Annotated in this window: 12 protein-coding genes; 5 read left to right on the forward strand and 7 right to left on the reverse strand. The window is 69.9% G+C overall.

The genetic code is table 11. The annotated features are described in order from the left end of the window. The first annotated feature begins 44 nt into the window (after positions 1–44). The 4 genes from rsmG (at position 45) to OG245_RS18610 (ending at position 4,179) form a co-directional block, all read left to right on the forward strand. Complete coding sequence (gene rsmG / locus OG245_RS18595) at positions 45–761, forward strand: 16S rRNA (guanine(527)-N(7))-methyltransferase RsmG (RefSeq protein ID WP_371624628.1); 717 nt, start codon at positions 45–47, stop codon at positions 759–761. Positions 762–1,089: 328 nt separating this feature from the next. Beyond that, a complete protein-coding gene (locus OG245_RS18600) occupies positions 1,090–2,166 on the forward strand; it encodes a ParA family protein (RefSeq protein WP_371624629.1) in 1,077 nt (358 codons plus the stop codon). Further along, complete coding sequence (locus OG245_RS18605; RefSeq protein ID WP_371624630.1) at positions 2,163–3,257, forward strand: ParB/RepB/Spo0J family partition protein; 1,095 nt, start codon at positions 2,163–2,165, stop codon at positions 3,255–3,257. Before OG245_RS18600 ends, OG245_RS18605 begins: the two co-directional genes overlap by 4 nt. Positions 3,258–3,561: 304 nt before the next feature. Continuing rightward, complete coding sequence (locus tag OG245_RS18610) at positions 3,562–4,179, forward strand: GNAT family N-acetyltransferase (protein WP_371624631.1); 618 nt, start codon at positions 3,562–3,564, stop codon at positions 4,177–4,179. A 90-nt stretch (positions 4,180–4,269) separates the two neighbouring features. Here the strand turns inward: OG245_RS18610 and trxA are convergent, their stop codons facing one another. From trxA to OG245_RS18645, 7 genes are all read right to left on the reverse strand, one after another. Next, entirely contained in the window at positions 4,270–4,602 is a 333-nt protein-coding gene (gene trxA, locus OG245_RS18615; RefSeq protein ID WP_018957328.1) for a thioredoxin, read from the reverse strand. 44 nt (positions 4,603–4,646) lie between these two features. Beyond that, positions 4,647–5,618 (reverse strand): thioredoxin-disulfide reductase, encoded by a 972-nt coding sequence (gene trxB / locus OG245_RS18620; RefSeq protein ID WP_032790329.1) that lies wholly within the window; start codon positions 5,616–5,618, stop codon positions 4,647–4,649. Positions 5,619–5,742: 124 nt separating this feature from the next. Further along, positions 5,743–6,723, reverse strand: a complete 981-nt coding sequence (locus OG245_RS18625) for a hypothetical protein (protein ID WP_371624632.1) — start codon at positions 6,721–6,723, stop codon at positions 5,743–5,745. Continuing rightward, complete coding sequence (sigM, locus tag OG245_RS18630) at positions 6,720–7,436, reverse strand: RNA polymerase sigma factor SigM (RefSeq protein ID WP_371624633.1); 717 nt, start codon at positions 7,434–7,436, stop codon at positions 6,720–6,722. The genes OG245_RS18625 and sigM overlap by 4 nt, the downstream gene beginning before the upstream one ends. A gap of 210 nt (positions 7,437–7,646) precedes the next feature. Next, complete coding sequence (locus tag OG245_RS18635) at positions 7,647–9,377, reverse strand: serine/threonine protein kinase (RefSeq protein WP_371624634.1); 1,731 nt, start codon at positions 9,375–9,377, stop codon at positions 7,647–7,649. Between the two features lie 129 nt (positions 9,378–9,506). After that, positions 9,507–11,669, reverse strand: a complete 2,163-nt coding sequence (murJ, locus tag OG245_RS18640; RefSeq protein ID WP_371624635.1) for a murein biosynthesis integral membrane protein MurJ — start codon at positions 11,667–11,669, stop codon at positions 9,507–9,509. 50 nt (positions 11,670–11,719) lie between these two features. Next, on the reverse strand, positions 11,720–14,014 hold the full coding sequence (locus tag OG245_RS18645) for a DUF6049 family protein (RefSeq protein WP_371624636.1): 2,295 nt from the start codon (positions 14,012–14,014) through the stop codon (positions 11,720–11,722). Positions 14,015–14,194: 180 nt separating this feature from the next. Between OG245_RS18645 and OG245_RS18650 the strand changes: the two genes are divergently transcribed. Continuing rightward, entirely contained in the window at positions 14,195–15,637 is a 1,443-nt protein-coding gene (locus OG245_RS18650) for a CCA tRNA nucleotidyltransferase (RefSeq protein WP_371624637.1), read from the forward strand. Positions 15,638–15,681: the final 44 nt, after the last annotated feature.

The following is a 15,681-nucleotide window of genomic DNA, read 5'->3' on the forward strand; positions in this document are numbered from 1 at the left end:
CAGCCACCCACAGTGCGCTAGTGCGGTATGGAAGGACGGTCCCCGTGACGGAGGAAGCAGAGCTCCCCCAGGCACCTGCGGAGGCGCAGGCGGTGTTCGGAGAGCTCTTCCCGGAGGCTGTCCGGTACGCGGAGCTTCTGGCGGATGCCGGGGTCAAGCGGGGTCTGATCGGGCCGCGTGAGGTCCCTCGGCTGTGGGAGCGGCACCTGCTGAACTGCGCGGTGCTCTCCGAGGTGGTGCCCGAAGGCGTCACCGTCTGCGATGTGGGCTCCGGCGCCGGTCTGCCCGGCATCCCGCTGGCTCTGGTGCGCCCCGATCTCAAGATCACCCTGCTGGAGCCGTTGCTGCGGCGGACGAACTTCCTCCAGGAAGTCGTCGAGCTGCTCGGCCTGGACCATGTGACGGTCGTGCGCGGCCGGGCCGAGGAGGTCCTCGGGACGCTTCAGCCCGTTCATGTGGTGACCGCCCGTGCGGTGGCGCCGCTGGACCGGCTGGCGGGCTGGGGTGTGCCCCTGCTGAAGCCCTACGGGGAGATGCTCGCGCTCAAGGGCGACACCGCCGAGGAGGAGCTCAACGGCGCCAGGGCCGCGCTCAGCAAGCTGGGTGTCCTGGAGACCGAGGTGCTCCACGTCGGTGAAGGCCTGGTCGACCCGCTCTCCACCGTGGTCCGTGTCGTGGTGGGAGAGAGCCCTGGAGGTGTGAGGTTCGCCGCAAAGAGGGCCAAGGCCGCTCGGACGGAGCGGACGCGCAGGCGCCGCTGAGGAGGCCCTGCCGGGCGGCGGCGCGGACTGGACGGGAGCGTTGTCCGGTCGGGCGTTATGCGGGTTTTCTTGGTTCTTGAGCCGCTTGGCGGTGGTTCTACCGGAAAGTAGCGATACGCACTCCGTGCGGAGTGTCGTGGCCTGGTAGTTGCTTCGCAGGGGCATCGTGTTTCACGTGAAACGTCGCTCTCTGCTGCAGGGAATCATCGGCCGCGGTCGTGCGGCTGCCACGCCGCGCGACCGCAAGCCCGGACGGGTTGCCGAGTTGTCCACACGCACGGATTCATCCACAGAACAGCGGGCCTCGCTGGTTCACGACCCCGAAAGCATGGCAGGCTCTGTTCATTGCGAGCCTGAAGTCGAGGAGAGTGAATCCTTGCGGTCCGACGCCAACATCGCGGGACCGATGACCGACCCGGTCCCCGGTCCCCGAACCGAGTCCGTGGGTGAGGGTGTTTCACGTGAAACACCGCCGCCGATGGACGACACACCCATCGGCCGAGCCGCTCAACTGGCGGTCGAGGCCCTCGGCCGCGCCGGCGAAGGGCTCCCCCGCCCTGACCGCACCCGCGTCATGGTGGTGGCCAACCAGAAGGGCGGGGTCGGGAAGACGACCACGACGGTCAACCTTGCCGCTTCCCTCGCCCTGCACGGTGCCCGCGTTCTGGTGGTCGACCTGGACCCGCAGGGCAACGCCTCCACGGCTCTGGGCATCGATCACCACGCCGAAGTTCCCTCGATCTACGACGTCCTGGTGGAGAGCCGCCCGCTCTCCGAGGTGGTCCAGCCCGTGCCGGACGTCGAAGGTCTCTTCTGTGCCCCCGCCACCATCGATCTCGCCGGTGCGGAGATCGAGCTGGTCTCGCTGGTGGCACGGGAGAGCAGGCTCCAGCGGGCCATCCAGGCGTACGAGCAGCCGCTGGACTACATCCTCATCGACTGCCCGCCCTCGCTGGGTCTGTTGACGGTGAACGCGATGGTGGCCGGGGCCGAGGTGCTGATTCCCATCCAGTGCGAGTACTACGCGCTGGAAGGCCTGGGTCAGCTCCTGAGGAACGTCGACCTGGTGCGGGGCCACCTCAATCCGGACCTGCACGTCTCGACGATCCTGTTGACGATGTACGACGGCCGGACGAGGCTCGCCTCGCAGGTCGCCGAGGAGGTCCGTACCCACTTCGGCAAGGAAGTGCTGCGGACGAGCATCCCGCGGTCGGTGCGCATCTCGGAGGCGCCGAGCTACGGGCAGACCGTGCTGACCTACGACCCGGGGTCCAGCGGTTCGCTCTCGTACCTTGAGGCGGCCCGGGAGATCGCCCTGCGGGGCGTCGGCGTCCACTACGAGGCTCAGCACGCCCGCACGAGCAGTCAGAACAGCCAGCAGAACGTTTCGGAGGGCATTCAGTGAGTGAGCGTCGTAGAGGACTGGGGCGTGGGCTCGGTGCGCTGATCCCCGCCGCTCCCCAGGAGAAGCAGGTGTCGGCCCCCGGAGGCGGTGCGGCGTCGTCCGGCGTGGGTCCGGTTCTGACGGCGGAGCGCGGAGTGGCCGCTGCGAAGGTGACCGGACTGCCTTCCGCCCCGGTGGTGCCGGAGCCGGCGTCCACCCCGGAGGGCCGGTCCGAGCAGGATGCCGGGACCTCCGGCGCGTACTTCGCCGAGCTGCCGATCGGGACGATCACCCCGAACCCTCGCCAGCCCCGTGAGGTCTTCGACGAGGACGCGCTGGCCGAGCTGGTCGTCTCCATCAAGGAAGTCGGCCTGCTCCAGCCGGTCGTCGTCCGGAAGGTGGGCCCGGACAGCTACGAGCTCATCATGGGCGAGCGTCGGTGGAGGGCCTGCCGTGAGGCGGGCCTGGAGCGGATTCCCACCATCGTCCGCGCCACGGACGACGAGAAGCTGCTGTTGGACGCGCTGCTGGAGAACCTCCACCGGGCCCAGCTGAACCCGCTGGAGGAGGCTGCCGCGTACGACCAGCTGCTCAAGGACTTCAAGTGCACCCATGACCAGCTGGCCGACCGGATCGGCCGTTCGCGGCCGCAGGTGACGAACACGCTGAGGCTTCTGCGGCTCTCGCCGCCGGTGCAGCGCCGCGTCGCCGCAGGCGTTCTCTCGGCCGGCCACGCCCGTGCGCTGCTGTCCGTGGACGACTCCGAGGAGCAGGACCGGCTGGCCCACCGCATCGTCGCCGAAGGGCTTTCGGTGCGTGCGGTCGAGGAGATCGTGACGCTCATGGGCTCTCGCCCCACGAGCTCTGCGAAGCCCAAGGGACCGAGGGCCGGTGGCCGTCTGTCCCCCGCTCTGACCGACCTGGCGACCCGTCTGTCCGACCGCTTCGAGACTCGGGTGAAGGTCGACCTGGGGCAGAAGAAGGGCAAGATCGTCGTCGAGTTCGCCTCGATGGAGGACCTGGACCGGATCCTCGGCAGTCTCGCCCCGGGCGAGGGCCGTGTGCTGGAGAGCCGGCTCGCCGAGACGTCCGAGGAGGACGACGAGGGCTGAGCAGCGGGACCCGAGGAAGGGCGGGCCGTGCTCCGGGTGGATACCGGAACACGGCCCGCCCTTTGCCCTCTCTCGGTATCCGCATCACCTCTGGGTGGATACGATGCGATCTGGGACGGCGCATCCACGGTGATCGACCTCAGAGGAGGGCGGAGGCCTTGCGAAGAGTGAGCCGCAGTCGGCTCGTCACGGTCGGACTGGGTCTGGGCGCCGTCGGGGGATTCGTCGGCAGTCTGTTCCATGAACGGAGCACACTGGCAGCCGCACGTGGTGCGGTGGGCGAAGGAAGTGAGGGATCGCCGTCATGGGACGTCGGCTCGCACCACTCACCCTGGACAACCTTCCGGATCTCCCCGAGCGTTGCCGCTCGTGCGTCTTCTGGGAGCTTGACCCGGTCAGTGGGGAAGCCGCGGTAAAGACGGGCAAGCCGGAGCTGGAGAAGGAAGCCTGGATCTCCGCGGTCCTCCTGGAGTGGGGGTCCTGCGGCCGGGTGGTCTATGTGGACGACGTGCCGGCGGGCTTCGTGCTCTACGCCCCGCCCGCGTACGTCCCCCGCTCGACGGCTTTCCCGACCAGCCCCGTCTCCCCCGACGCCGTTCAGCTCATCACCGGGCTGATCATTCCCGAGTACCAGGGGCAGGGGCTGGGCCGTGTCATGGTGCAGACGGTGGCGAAGGACGTTCTGCGCCGTGGTTTCAAGGCGATCGAGGCGTTCGGAGACGCGCGGTCCGAGCAGGCCACCTGCGTACTCCCCGCGGACCATCTGCTGGCCGTGGGCTTCAAGACCGTGAGGCCGCATCCCGTGTATCCACGGCTGCGGCTGGAGCTGCGGACGACGCTCTCCTGGAAGGAAGACGTGGAGATGGCGATCGACCGGCTTCTGGGGGCGGTTCAGAAGGAACCGGCGCTGCGGCCGTTGTGAGGCCGGGCCGTTGCTGCCGACCACCAGACGGAACGGGCCCACCCCTGGAAGGGGTGGGCCCGTTTCACGTGAAACATTGCGCTGGCGCGATCAGGCGCTGATGAAGCCTTCGAGGTCGCGGAGGATCGCGGCCTTCGGCTTGGCGCCGACGATGGTCTTGGCGACCTCGCCGCCCTGGTACACGTTCAGGGTCGGGATGGACATCACGCCGTACTTGGCAGCGGTGGCCGGGTTCTCGTCGATGTTGAGCTTGACGATCTCGATCTGGTCGCCGTGCTCGGCCGCGATCGCCTCCAGCGACGGCGCGATCTGGCGGCACGGGCCGCACCAGGCGGCCCAGAAGTCCACCAGAACGGGCTTGTCGCTCTTGAGAACGACCTCGTCGAAAGTGTCATCCGTAACGTGCTTCAGGTCGCCGGCCACGGCGGCCTCCTTAGTCTCTCGGGGTGGTGATGCGGTGCGGACGTTCAGACGGCCGGGGTCTTCTCCGGCTCGGCGGGCTCCGCGTCGGCCAGGGCCGCGAGGAAGCGCTCGGCGTCCAGGGCGGCGGAGCAGCCGGTGCCCGCTGCCGTGATGGCCTGACGGTAGGTGTGGTCGACCACGTCTCCGGCGCCGAAGACACCGGTGAGGTTGGTGCGGGTGGAGGGTGCCTCGACCTTCAGGTAGCCCTCGTCGTCGAGCTCCAGCTGGCCCTTGAAGAGCTCGGTGCGCGGGTCGTGGCCGACGGCGATGAACAGTCCGGTCACGGGGAGCTCGGAGGTCTCACCGGTCTTGGTGTTGCGCAGGGTCAGACCGGAGAGCTTCTGGTCGCCCTTGACCTCGGCGACCTCGCTGTCCCAGGCGAACTTGATCTTCGGGTCGGCGAAGGCGCGGTCCTGCATGGCCTTGGAGGCACGCAGGGTGTCACGGCGGTGGACGATGGTGACGGACTTGGCGAAGCGGGAGAGGAAGGTCGCCTCCTCCATCGCGGTGTCGCCGCCGCCGATCACGGCGATGTCGTGGTCCTTGAAGAAGAAGCCGTCGCAGGTGGCGCACCAGGAGACGCCGCGTCCGGAGAGGGCGTCCTCGTTGGGCAGTCCGAGCTTGCGGTGCTGGGAGCCGGTCGTGACGATGACGGCCTTGGCGCGGTGGACGGTGCCCGCGGTGTCGGTGACGGTCTTGACGTCACCGGTGAGGTCGACTGCGACCACGTCGTCGGGGATCAGCTCGGCACCGAAGCGCTCGGCCTGGGCCCGCATGTTGTCCATGAGCTCGGGGCCCATGATGCCGTCCTGGAAGCCGGGGAAGTTCTCCACGTCGGTGGTGTTCATCAACGCACCGCCGGCCGTGACGGCGCCCTCGAAGACCAACGGATTCAGCGAGGCGCGGGCGGTGTACAGCGCGGCGGTGTACCCAGCCGGTCCGGAGCCGATGATGATCACATTACGGACGTCGCTCACGGGTCTCTTCCTCGTTTCTGCAGACTGCCTAACTGCCTACGGGGTCGGTTCTACGACTCACACCCCACCCAACGGATCCTACGGCTGATGCATTCCCGAACGTGCCGCGGCGGTCGCGGACGGTTCAGGGGCGGTCGTAGGCGCGGGTGAGCAGCAGCTGCCCGGTGGACTCCGGGGCGGTCTCCACGCAGGAGGCGGCCACGAGATAGGCCTGTACGCGTGCGGGGTCGTCCGGGTGCGGAAGGACGACGAGATAGGTGTCCGTCCCTTGGTACGTCCCCTCATCGAGGGCGAGGGCCGGCGTGGTGCGGCCGGTGGCCTGCTGGACACAGGGGGGAACGGTGACGGCAGGGGCCTTCAGAGGGCTCCTGGGGGTCTCGGCGTCGGGGGTGATGGCCTCGCTCGTCGACTTGGTGTCCGCGCCCGGAGGCACCTTCTTGGCGCCGGGGCTCTCCTGGTCGGCTCCACCGCCGAGGAGGTCCTGCACCTGCGATTCCAGCGTTCCGTCGGCGTAGGCGTGCGCGCCGCTGTCCGCGGCGCTGACTCCGCTGTCGGCCGCGGTCTTGGAGGAGTCACCGGACGGGGCGAGGGACTGGAGGAAGAAGACGCTCATTCCGATGACCGCGGCGCCGAACGCGGTGCCGAGGACCACCGCGCGCCGCCGCCGGCTGCTGCGGCGGCCCGGTCCGGTAGCGGCGGAGGAACGGCCCGCAGGACGGTCCGGGGCGGAGGTGCCGATACTCCTGGGGGCGGGCTCGCTCGTGGCTCGGTCGGGTGTCGTGTCTTCGGTGGTCTCGTCTTCGGCGGTCGTTGTTTCACGTGAAACCACGACGGGCTCGTCCGCAGCGGGAGCGGTGGGGCGTGCCTCCGCCGCGAGTGCCGCGTCGATGCGGGCGGCGATGTCCTCGGGCATCGGCTCGGGTGCCGGCATCGTTCCGAGCAGCTCCCGGATCTCTTCCAGGGAGTCCTGGACCTCTGTGCAGAGGGCGCACCCGGTCACGTGCTGCCGGACTTCCTCGGTGCGGGAAGGGGAGAGCAGCCCCTCGGTGAGATCGGAGATCTCGGAGACCTCCGGGTGCTGAGCCGTGTCGGCCGTGGATGTCACGGGCGCCCACCTCCTCCCTTCGTAGCGGCAGGGTCGCTGGATCCTGCGTCTCTGGGGCCTGACGCAGATGGGACGGATGCTCCGGGAGTCCGGTTCCTTCCGTCCGCACCGCTCCCCCCGTCGAGGGCCTGGCCCCCGATCTCCGCGCGCAGATGTCGGACCAGGGGGGCCAGTCTCGCCCGGCCCCGGGCACATCGGCTTTTCACGGTGCCGGTCGGCACCTCAAGGATGCTGGCCGCCTCCGCGACGGGGTAGCCCTGCATGTCCACGAGGACGAGGGCCGCCCGCTGCTCGGCGGGCAGCGTGGCCAGGGCCCTCTGGAGCTGACGGTGGAGGTCCTGCCGCACGGCGGGGGCCTCGGCCGATTCGTGGGGCTCCAGGAGCTGGTCGAGTCGTTCGGCGTCGTCCACGGGGGACGTCCTGCGGGAGGCGGCCTTGCGGACCCGGTCGAGGCAGGCATTGACGGTGATCCGGTGCAGCCAGGTGGTGACCGCGGACTGGCCGCGGAAGGTGTGGGCTGCGCGGAAGGCTTTGACGAGGGCGTCCTGGACCGCGTCGGCCGCTTCCTCCCTGTCCCCCAGGGTGCGCAGCGCCACGGCCCAGAGCCGGTCGCGATGGCGGCGTACGAGTTCACCGAAGGCGTCGGGGTCGCCCGCCACGTGCTGGGCGAGCAGGTCCGAGTCGCTCGGTGCCTCTGGTGGAACGGAATCCACCGTGCTCCCCCTCCGAACCGGATCCGATGTCACATGCGGGTCGCACCCCGGTGAAGCGGTGCGACGGGGAGAAGCCTGCCGTCACGGGTGTGACGGCCGCAACCCTTGTCGCCGCGGTCGCTCGGTGGTGCGGGCGGTCCGCCCCACAGTAACGGGCGAGCGGAACCGGCGATCATGGGCCGGCACGGGGGGCCCGCACCGGCCCGTGCGTCAGCCGAGGACGGAGATGTCGGTGATGCCGCCGCGGTAGCCGCCCGTGCCGTCCGAGGGGAGTTCCGTGATGTGGATCAGGACGTAACGCGTCCGGACGGGCTCGTCGAGCTTCTCCTTGAGCGTCTTTCCCGCGACCGTCCGCTTGACGATCTGCTGGTCGAAGTCGGCCGTCGTGGACGGGAAGGACGTGCCCGGGGAAGCAGCGCGCACGGCCGTCGTCTGCCCCTGCCGGTACATGGACACGTCGATGCCGGAGACGTCCCGCACCTTGCCGAGGTCGACGATGATTCCACTGCCCTGCTTGCGCTGGGGGAGGTTGCCGAAGTTGGCGAAGCCCTGGTAGCGCGGGGTGATCCAGTGGGTTCCGGAATCGCCGTCGACGGTGTTCGGTACGTCCTGCTCCTGGATGCCGGAGCCGTCGGGCATGAACTCCGTGGCCCCCGCGATGTCCAGGGGTTCGGCGGACGGGGCGGGCTTGTCGTCCTGGTTCTTGTCGTCCTCGTTCGGTGCGGTGACGCCGGTGTCGTCGGAACCCTTGGTGCGGTCGAGCAACGCCTCCGCCAGCTGCCAGCTGCCGAGGCCGAGTGCGGCGATGAGGAGCGCCGAGACCGTCCACTTGAGCGCGCGGCCGGCACGGCTCTGCAGGGGGGCCGGGGGGACGGGCATCACGGGCTGGGTGGCGGCGGACGGATGGGAGGACGGGCGGCCGTACGTGCCCTGCTGATAGGTCGTGCGCTGGTACGCGGGCGGCGCGGTGAACGTGGGTTCCGGAGGAAGGACGCGCGGCATGGCCGCGACGGCCTTGGCCAGCTCGTCCGGGGTCGTGCAGGGCGGTTCCTGCCGGGAGGCGGTGGCGCCGTCGTTGGCGAGTGCCCGCATGGCGAGCTCGGAGAGGCCGCGGTGGACGCCGGCCCGTACCTGGTCCGGGGCGATGAGTCCCATGCCCTTGGGGAGCCCGACGAGCCCATGGGCGTCGTCCCCGTACGGCCAGCGGTGGGTCAGTGCGGCGTACAGGAGGGCGCCGATGGCCTCGGTGTCCGCCCGGAGGGGCCGCTCCGCGGTGATGCCGCGCAGGGCGGCGTTCACGGCGAGGCCGCGGATGCGGTACTGCCCGGTGGAGCTGCGCAGGACCGCGCCGGGGGTGAGGCGCAGATGGGAGAGGCCCTCGCGGTGGGCGGCGGCCATCGCCTGGGAGAGCTGGCTGACGAGCTGGTAGGCGTCGTGCGCCTCCATCGGCCCGGTGGCCAGCAGAGCGGTGAGCTCGGTGGCGTCCGGCAGCCATTCGTGGACCACGTAGACGAGGTCGTTCTCCTCGACGGCGTCCAGGACCTGGACGAAGCGGGGGTCGCCGAGCAGGGCCGAGGAGCGGGCCGCGGCCAGCACCGAGCGGGCTCGCGGGTGGTTCGCGGGCAGCAGGTGCACCCCCACCGCCCGGCGGAGCTTCTCGTCGACAGCACGCCAGCTGCTGAACCCGTCCAGTCGGGTGACGCACTCCTCCAGGCGGTAGCGCCCGGCGAGTTTGTGACCGCTGTGCAGATCGGGCGACGCCGGAACGGCCTCGGAACGCTTCCGCCCACCGTCCGTCTTCTCGGTGTCCTTGGGGCTCGCGCCCTCGGTCTCCTCGGCTTGCGCCGTCCCGTCGGTCGTGGCTTCGTCCGCCTTGGCGGTCAGCGGCTCGTCGCCGCTGTTGTCAGCCACGTCGACGGCAGCCGTGCTACGTTCCGCCACCGTCGTTCCTGCCTCCCCATCCGTTGCGCGATGCCAGCCAGCTCTGCACAGTCACGCCAATTGTGCCCACACTCCGGCGCTATGCACGACACGCGGAGTGCGGCGATGGTTGTGCGGACGAGCGCTCATTCAGCGTCCGAGCCGTCCACGGACCATGCCCACCAGGCCGTTGACCTCTTCGATGCGCATCTTCTTCGCCGCGACGAAGAAGATGCCCAGGAGGAGGAAGCCACCGCAGATCAACGCGGCCAGCGAGCCGAGAGCGCCGGTGCCGACGAGTTCCAGGATCCCGAATCCGGCGGCGCCGCCGACCATGGCGGCGGGCACCGCTGCCATGCAGAGGCGGGCATAGGTACGCACGATGTGCGCGCCGTCCAGGTCGCCGCCCAGCCGGTTGCGCAGCCGCCGCCAGGCGACGCCGACGCCGACCGCGTAGGCCAGACCGTAGGAGAAGGCCATGCCGACGACGGCCCAGCGGGCCGGCAGGACGATGTAGCAGAGTGCGGAGGCGGCGGCGTTGACGGCGGCCACGATGACCGTGTTGTAGAAGGGGGTGCGGGTGTCCTCGTAGGCGTAGAACCCGCGGAGGACGACGTACTGCACGGAGTACGGGATCAGGCCGAGCGCGAAGGCCATGAGGATGAAGCCCATGGAGCGGGCGGCCTCGATGCCGCTGGAGGCGTACAGCAGGGTGGCCATCGGCAGGCCGAGCGCGAGGAAGGCGAAGGCCACCGGCACGATGGCGACGGCCGAGTTGCGCAGCCCCTGCGAGATGTCGTCGCGGACCGCACCGGGGTCGTTGTCATGGGCGGCCCGGGAGATGCGGGGCAGCAGCGCGGCCATGACCGAGACGGTGATGATGGCCTGCGGCATGCCCCAGATCAGCTGGGCGTTGGAGTACGCCAGGAATCCGGTGCCGTCGTGGCCCGAAGCCGCGCCGGCCGCCGTGGACAGCTGGGTGACCACCAGCACACCGGCCTGGTTGGCGAGCACGAAGAGCACGGTCCACTTGGCCAGCTTGATGGTCTTGCCGAGCCCGTGGCCCTTCCAGTCGAACCGGGGGCGGAAGCGGAAGCCCGTCTCACGCAGGTAGGGGATCATCGCCAGGGACTGGACGACGAGGCCGAGCAGGGTGCCGATGCCGAGCAGTCGGACGCCCTCCGGCGGGATGGTGTCGACGCCCATCTGCGACTCGGCGGAGGTGCCGTAGACCCAGATGAACAGCCCGAACGTGATGATCATGACGATGTTGTTCAGGACCGGGGTCCACATCATCGCGCCGAACTTGCCACGAGCGTTCAGGATCTGACCCATCACCACGTGCACGCCCATGAAGAAGATGGTCGGCAGGCAGTAGCGGGCGAAGGTGACGGCGACGCTGTTCGCGGCGACGTTGTTCGCGATCGTGGGGGACAGCATGTGGATCAGCGTCGGCGCGGCGAACACCGCGATGGCGACGATCGCGCCGAGCGCGACCATCACCAGGGTCAGGAGCCGGTTGGCGAAGGCCTCGCCACCGTCCGCGTCGTCCTTCATGGCACGGACGAGCTGCGGGACGAAGACCGAGTTCAGGCCGCCGCCGACGGTGAGGATGTAGATCATCGTCGGCAGCGTGTACGCGATGGTGAAGCTGTCGCCGAGCAGTGCGGCGCCGAGCGCGGCGGTGATCACCAGGGAGCGCACGAACCCCGTGAGCCGGGAGACGAGCGTGCCGGCGGCCATGACCGCGCTGGACTTGAGGAGCCCGGAGACCTTGCCGCCGCCGCCCTTGGCGGGCGCGGCCGCGGGAGCCGGTTCGGGCTGGGGCGGTACCGGGGGCTTCCCCGATCCCTCCTGGTCCCGGAAGAGGTGGGCGAAGGCGTCCGGCTCCTGCCGGTCGTCCGACGCCTGGGTGACGAGCGCGTCGACGCCGACGAACTGCGTGGTCGCCGGGCGGTCCCCGTACGGCAGGTGCCGCGAGGGCCCCGCCGGCTCGGGGGGCGGAGTCTGGGCCCAGACGCGCGGGTCGGGGGCGTACGGAGCGGCGGGCGGCTGCTGGTAGAGCGGCCCCGGCTCCTGGTAGGTGCCTGGGGGCGGCGGCGGGTGCGCGGCGCGGTCGTAGAGCGCCTCGCCCACCGGATCCTGGGCGGCCAGGTCCTGCGCCCGGTACGGGTCGTCCTCGTAGGCGTGCTGGAGGTACGGGTCCGGCGGCACGGAGCCGTCCCGGCCCGCGTCAGGAGGAACCGGAGGCCCGCCCGGAGACGCTGCTCCGCCCGCGCCCTGCCCGCGGTCACCGTCGTACGGCGCGTTCATCGAAACCCCTACCTCATCGTCCCCGGCCGACCGGCCACGACAGACATCGCTCAACGGTCCACTTTCTCACCCGTTCCCGACGGGGCCCCGCTTTCCGGACCGGTGTCCGGAGTCGGGTCACTCGGCTGCTCGGGTCCGTCGCCGTTGCCGTTCGCCGTGTCGCCTGCCACGGCGCGCTTGCGGTGGCTGTACATCCTGATGCCCGCCAGTACCAGGAGGAGCAGGCCGCCGGCGATGACGAGCAGCACGGTGGGCGTCACCTCGGAGACCTTCACGGTGAAGGTCATCTCCTCGCCGTACTGGGTGCCGTCCTCCGTGTAGAGCCGGGCGGTCACCTGGGCGCGGCCGTTGGCGCTGGTCGCCGTGTCGAACTTCACCGACTGGCTGTGGCCGCCCGCGATCCTGACCGGCAGTTCGGCCATGCTCCCGTCGTCGTTGAACTTGAGCCGGATGTTGTCCGAGGACAGTTGGAGAACCAGCCGGTCCACGCCCTGCACCAGCTTGTTCTGCACGGTGACCGGGATCGTCGCGCTGCGCCCGGAGAGGGTGACGTCGGACTTCTCGATGAGCTGCACCTCGGAGGTGAGGCTCTGCAGATAGTCGCGGACCGAGTCCCGGTACTGCTGCGCTTCCAGGGACCGGCCGCGCCAGGACGTCGACATCGAGCGGTTGACGGCGTTGCCGAAGGGGGTCACCACGCGCTCGGGCTGCGTCAGGATCGTCTCGAAGCTGTCCAGCGAGCCCTGGGTGGTGCGGATGTCCTGGAACGCCTGCGTGGGCAGTTCCTGGGCTCGGAGCTTCTTCGGGTACGCGGAGGCCCGGGGAACCTTGGTGGTGGCCCTCGGGTCGGGCTTCACCTCGGCGGCGGCGACGAGGTCGAGGGGCTGCGTCCAGCGGTTGCCCGCCAGGCCCTCCAGCGCGCGGGCCATCGTCTGGGCCTGTGCGGCGGTGGGCATCCGCGGCGGGGTCACGACGATGCTGCGCTCGTTGTCCGGCGTCTGCTCGGTCAGCGCGAGAGTCTGGGCGAGGAACCTCTGGACCGCGCGGGTGGAGGCGCCCGCCCTCGACATGTCGCCGTCGAACAAGGTCGACAGCCGGGCGTCCGCGACGACCGCAGTGGTGCCTCCGCCGATCGGCCGCGACGCGGTCGGAGTGTAGGGAAGCTCCGTGGTCTCCCGGAAACTGTCGCTGCGGGCGATCACGTTGTGGGCTCCCGCCGAGGTCGCCACATCGACGATGGAGGAGTCCACGGCGCCGTTCACGGGCCAGGCGAAGTCGGTGGACGGCTTCACATGGAGGATGGTCTCCACCGTGGTCGCGGCCACGGCGGAGGCGTTCTGTAGATGGCTGAGCGTTCCGGAGACGTTCTTGCCGCGGTGTGCGATGGAGGCCAGATCGGGGTCGGCGAAGGGCAGCGCGACCACCTTGCCGTCCTCCACCACCTTCTCCAGCGCGGTGAGCCACTGCTTGGCGACAGCCTGGTTCTTGCCCGGGACGGTCGTGTCACCCGACTCGACCTCGTACTTCCCGGCCATCGCGGCGACGCTCGCCAGGAGGTCCGGGTCGACGACCCAGGTCACGGGGAGCCGACTGCCCAGGGACACCAGCTGCTCCAGCCGGCCGCCGGGCGCCAGCTCCTCGGCCAGGTCGTCGTCGGTGAACACGGGGGTCTGCTGTTCGTCCGAGCGGGTCTCCGCCGTGACGTGCGGGGATGCGATCAGCGGCCAGAGGAAGGTGAGCTTCGTCCTGCTGTCGCTCGTCTCGGGCTGCCAGGGCAGGTACGAGCGTTCGATGCCCAGCACCTGCTCGTAGGGGGTGGTCGTGGTGCGGCCGGAGACCGAGACGCCGAGCTGGTAGACGCCCGGGTCGTCCAGGCCGAGCTTGTCGACGGGCATGGTGAGCGTGAAGTCCTGGCTGATCCCCCTGGCGAGCTTGGGGAACTTCACCGTGTACTTGTCCCCGGCGGTGGCCGGGTCGACGCCGGGAAGGTATGCGGAGCGCTTCGCGGCGTCGTCGACCTCTCCGCGGCCGGAGAGCCGGGGACCGACCCGGAGATCGACCTCGGCGCTGCTGATCGTCTCCTTGCCCTTGTTGGTGAGCGTTCCGGAGACGGTCAGGGTGTCGTCCTCCGCGGGAACGCTCGGGGAGAGCGTGTTGAGGGACACATCGACCGTACGGGAACCGGTGGGGGCCTTGGCGGGTTCGACGGCCGGGGCGGCACCGGCGGCCGGAACGGCCAGGAGACCGGCCAGCAGCGGCGCTCCGAGCACCGCCGAGGCCGTGCGCCGGAGCCACCGGCGGGCAGGAGAGGGACGAGTCCCCTGGAAGTCTGCCGCCTCGGCCACGCGTCTACCCGTCCCTCGTCGTCATCAGATGCTGTCGATCGTTCGGTCCTGCGTCCACGCATGGTAACGAGGTGCGGCGGGCCGAAGTGCTGGGGTCCATCGCACATGATCGCGGGCATCCCGCAGGGTCCCCGTAAACGATGACGCCGCGGCCGGTCCGTGCACGTACCCTTTTCTGTTGTGCCGAACGCCAACGAAGAGAACCCCAGTGCACTGAGCCAGGTGCAGCACCGCGCGGTGAGTGAGCTGCTGCGGGTGTCCCCGGTCGCCGACGACCTCGCCCGTCGATTCCAGGAGGCCGGATTCGGCCTGGCGCTGGTCGGCGGATCGGTCCGCGACGCACTGCTGGGCAGGCTCGGGAACGACCTGGACTTCACCACCGATGCCCGCCCCGAGGACGTGCTCAAGATCGTCCGACCCTGGGCCGACTCGGTGTGGGAGGTCGGGATCGCCTTCGGCACCGTCGGCTCCCAGAAGGACGGCTACCAGATCGAGGTCACGACCTACCGGTCCGAGGCCTACGACCGGACCTCGCGCAAGCCGGAGGTCTCCTACGGCGACTCCATCGAGGACGACCTCGTGCGCCGCGACTTCACGGTCAACGCGATGGCCGTGGCTCTGCCGCAGAAGGAGTTCGTCGATCCCCACGGAGGCCTCAAGGACCTCGCCGAGCGGGTGCTGCGCACTCCGGGCACGCCCGAGGCGTCCTTCTCCGACGACCCGCTGCGCATGCTGCGCGCGGCCCGCTTCGCCGCGCAGCTCGATTTCGAGGTCGCCCCCGACGTGGTCACCGCCATGACGGAGATGGCCCCGCGGATCGGCATCGTCTCCGCCGAGCGGGTCCGCGACGAGCTCAACAAGCTGCTGCTCTCCCAGCACCCGCGCAAGGGCCTGGGGCTCCTGGTCGACACCGGACTGGCCGAGCAGGTGCTGCCCGAGCTTCCCGCGCTGCGTCTGGAGAGTGACGAGCATCACCGTCACAAGGACGTCTACGAGCACTCGTTGACCGTCCTGGAGCAGGCCATCGGTCTGGAGGAGGACGGGCCCGACCTCGTGCTGCGTCTGGCCGCGCTGCTCCACGACATCGGTAAGCCGAGGACCCGTCGCTTCGAGAAGGACGGCAGAGTCTCCTTCCACCACCACGAGGTGGTGGGCGCGAAGATGACGAAGAAGCGCATGACCGAGCTCAAGTACTCCAACGAGCTGGTCAAGGACGTGTCCAAACTGGTGGAGCTGCACCTGCGCTTCCACGGATACGGCGACGGTGAGTGGACCGACTCCGCGGTGCGCCGGTATGTGCGCGACGCCGGCCCGCTGCTCGAACGCCTCCACAAGCTGACCCGGTCGGACTGCACGACTCGGAACAAGCGCAAGGCGAACGCGCTCTCCCGTACCTACGACGGGCTGGAGGAGCGCATCGCCCTGCTGCAGGAGCAGGAGGAGCTCGACTCGATCCGCCCCGATCTGGACGGCAACGAGATCATGCGGATCCTCGATGTCGGCCCCGGGCCGGTGATCGGCAAGGCGTACGGCTTCCTGCTGGAGCTGCGCCTGGAGCACGGGCCCATGGAGCGGGACGCGGCCGTGGCGGCGCTCAAGGAGTGGTGGGCGCGGCAGGACTGAGCCAGGTGGGGCGATGTTTCACGTGAAACGTCAGCCGCTGGACG

The sequence above is a fragment of the Streptomyces sp. NBC_01116 genome (assembly GCF_041435495.1).
Classification (GTDB): Bacteria; Actinomycetota; Actinomycetes; order Streptomycetales; family Streptomycetaceae; genus Streptomyces.

Bases quoted from the DNA above. Each gene is read 5' to 3' on its own strand.
- OG245_RS18610 (WP_371624631.1), top strand. From the start codon at position 3,562: ATGGGACGTCGGCTCGCACCACTCACCCTGGACAACCTTCCGGATCTC.
- murJ (WP_371624635.1), bottom strand. From the start codon at position 11,669: ATGAACGCGCCGTACGACGGTGACCGCGGGCAGGGCGCGGGCGGAGCA.
- OG245_RS18600 (WP_371624629.1), top strand. From the start codon at position 1,090: ATGGCAGGCTCTGTTCATTGCGAGCCTGAAGTCGAGGAGAGTGAATCC.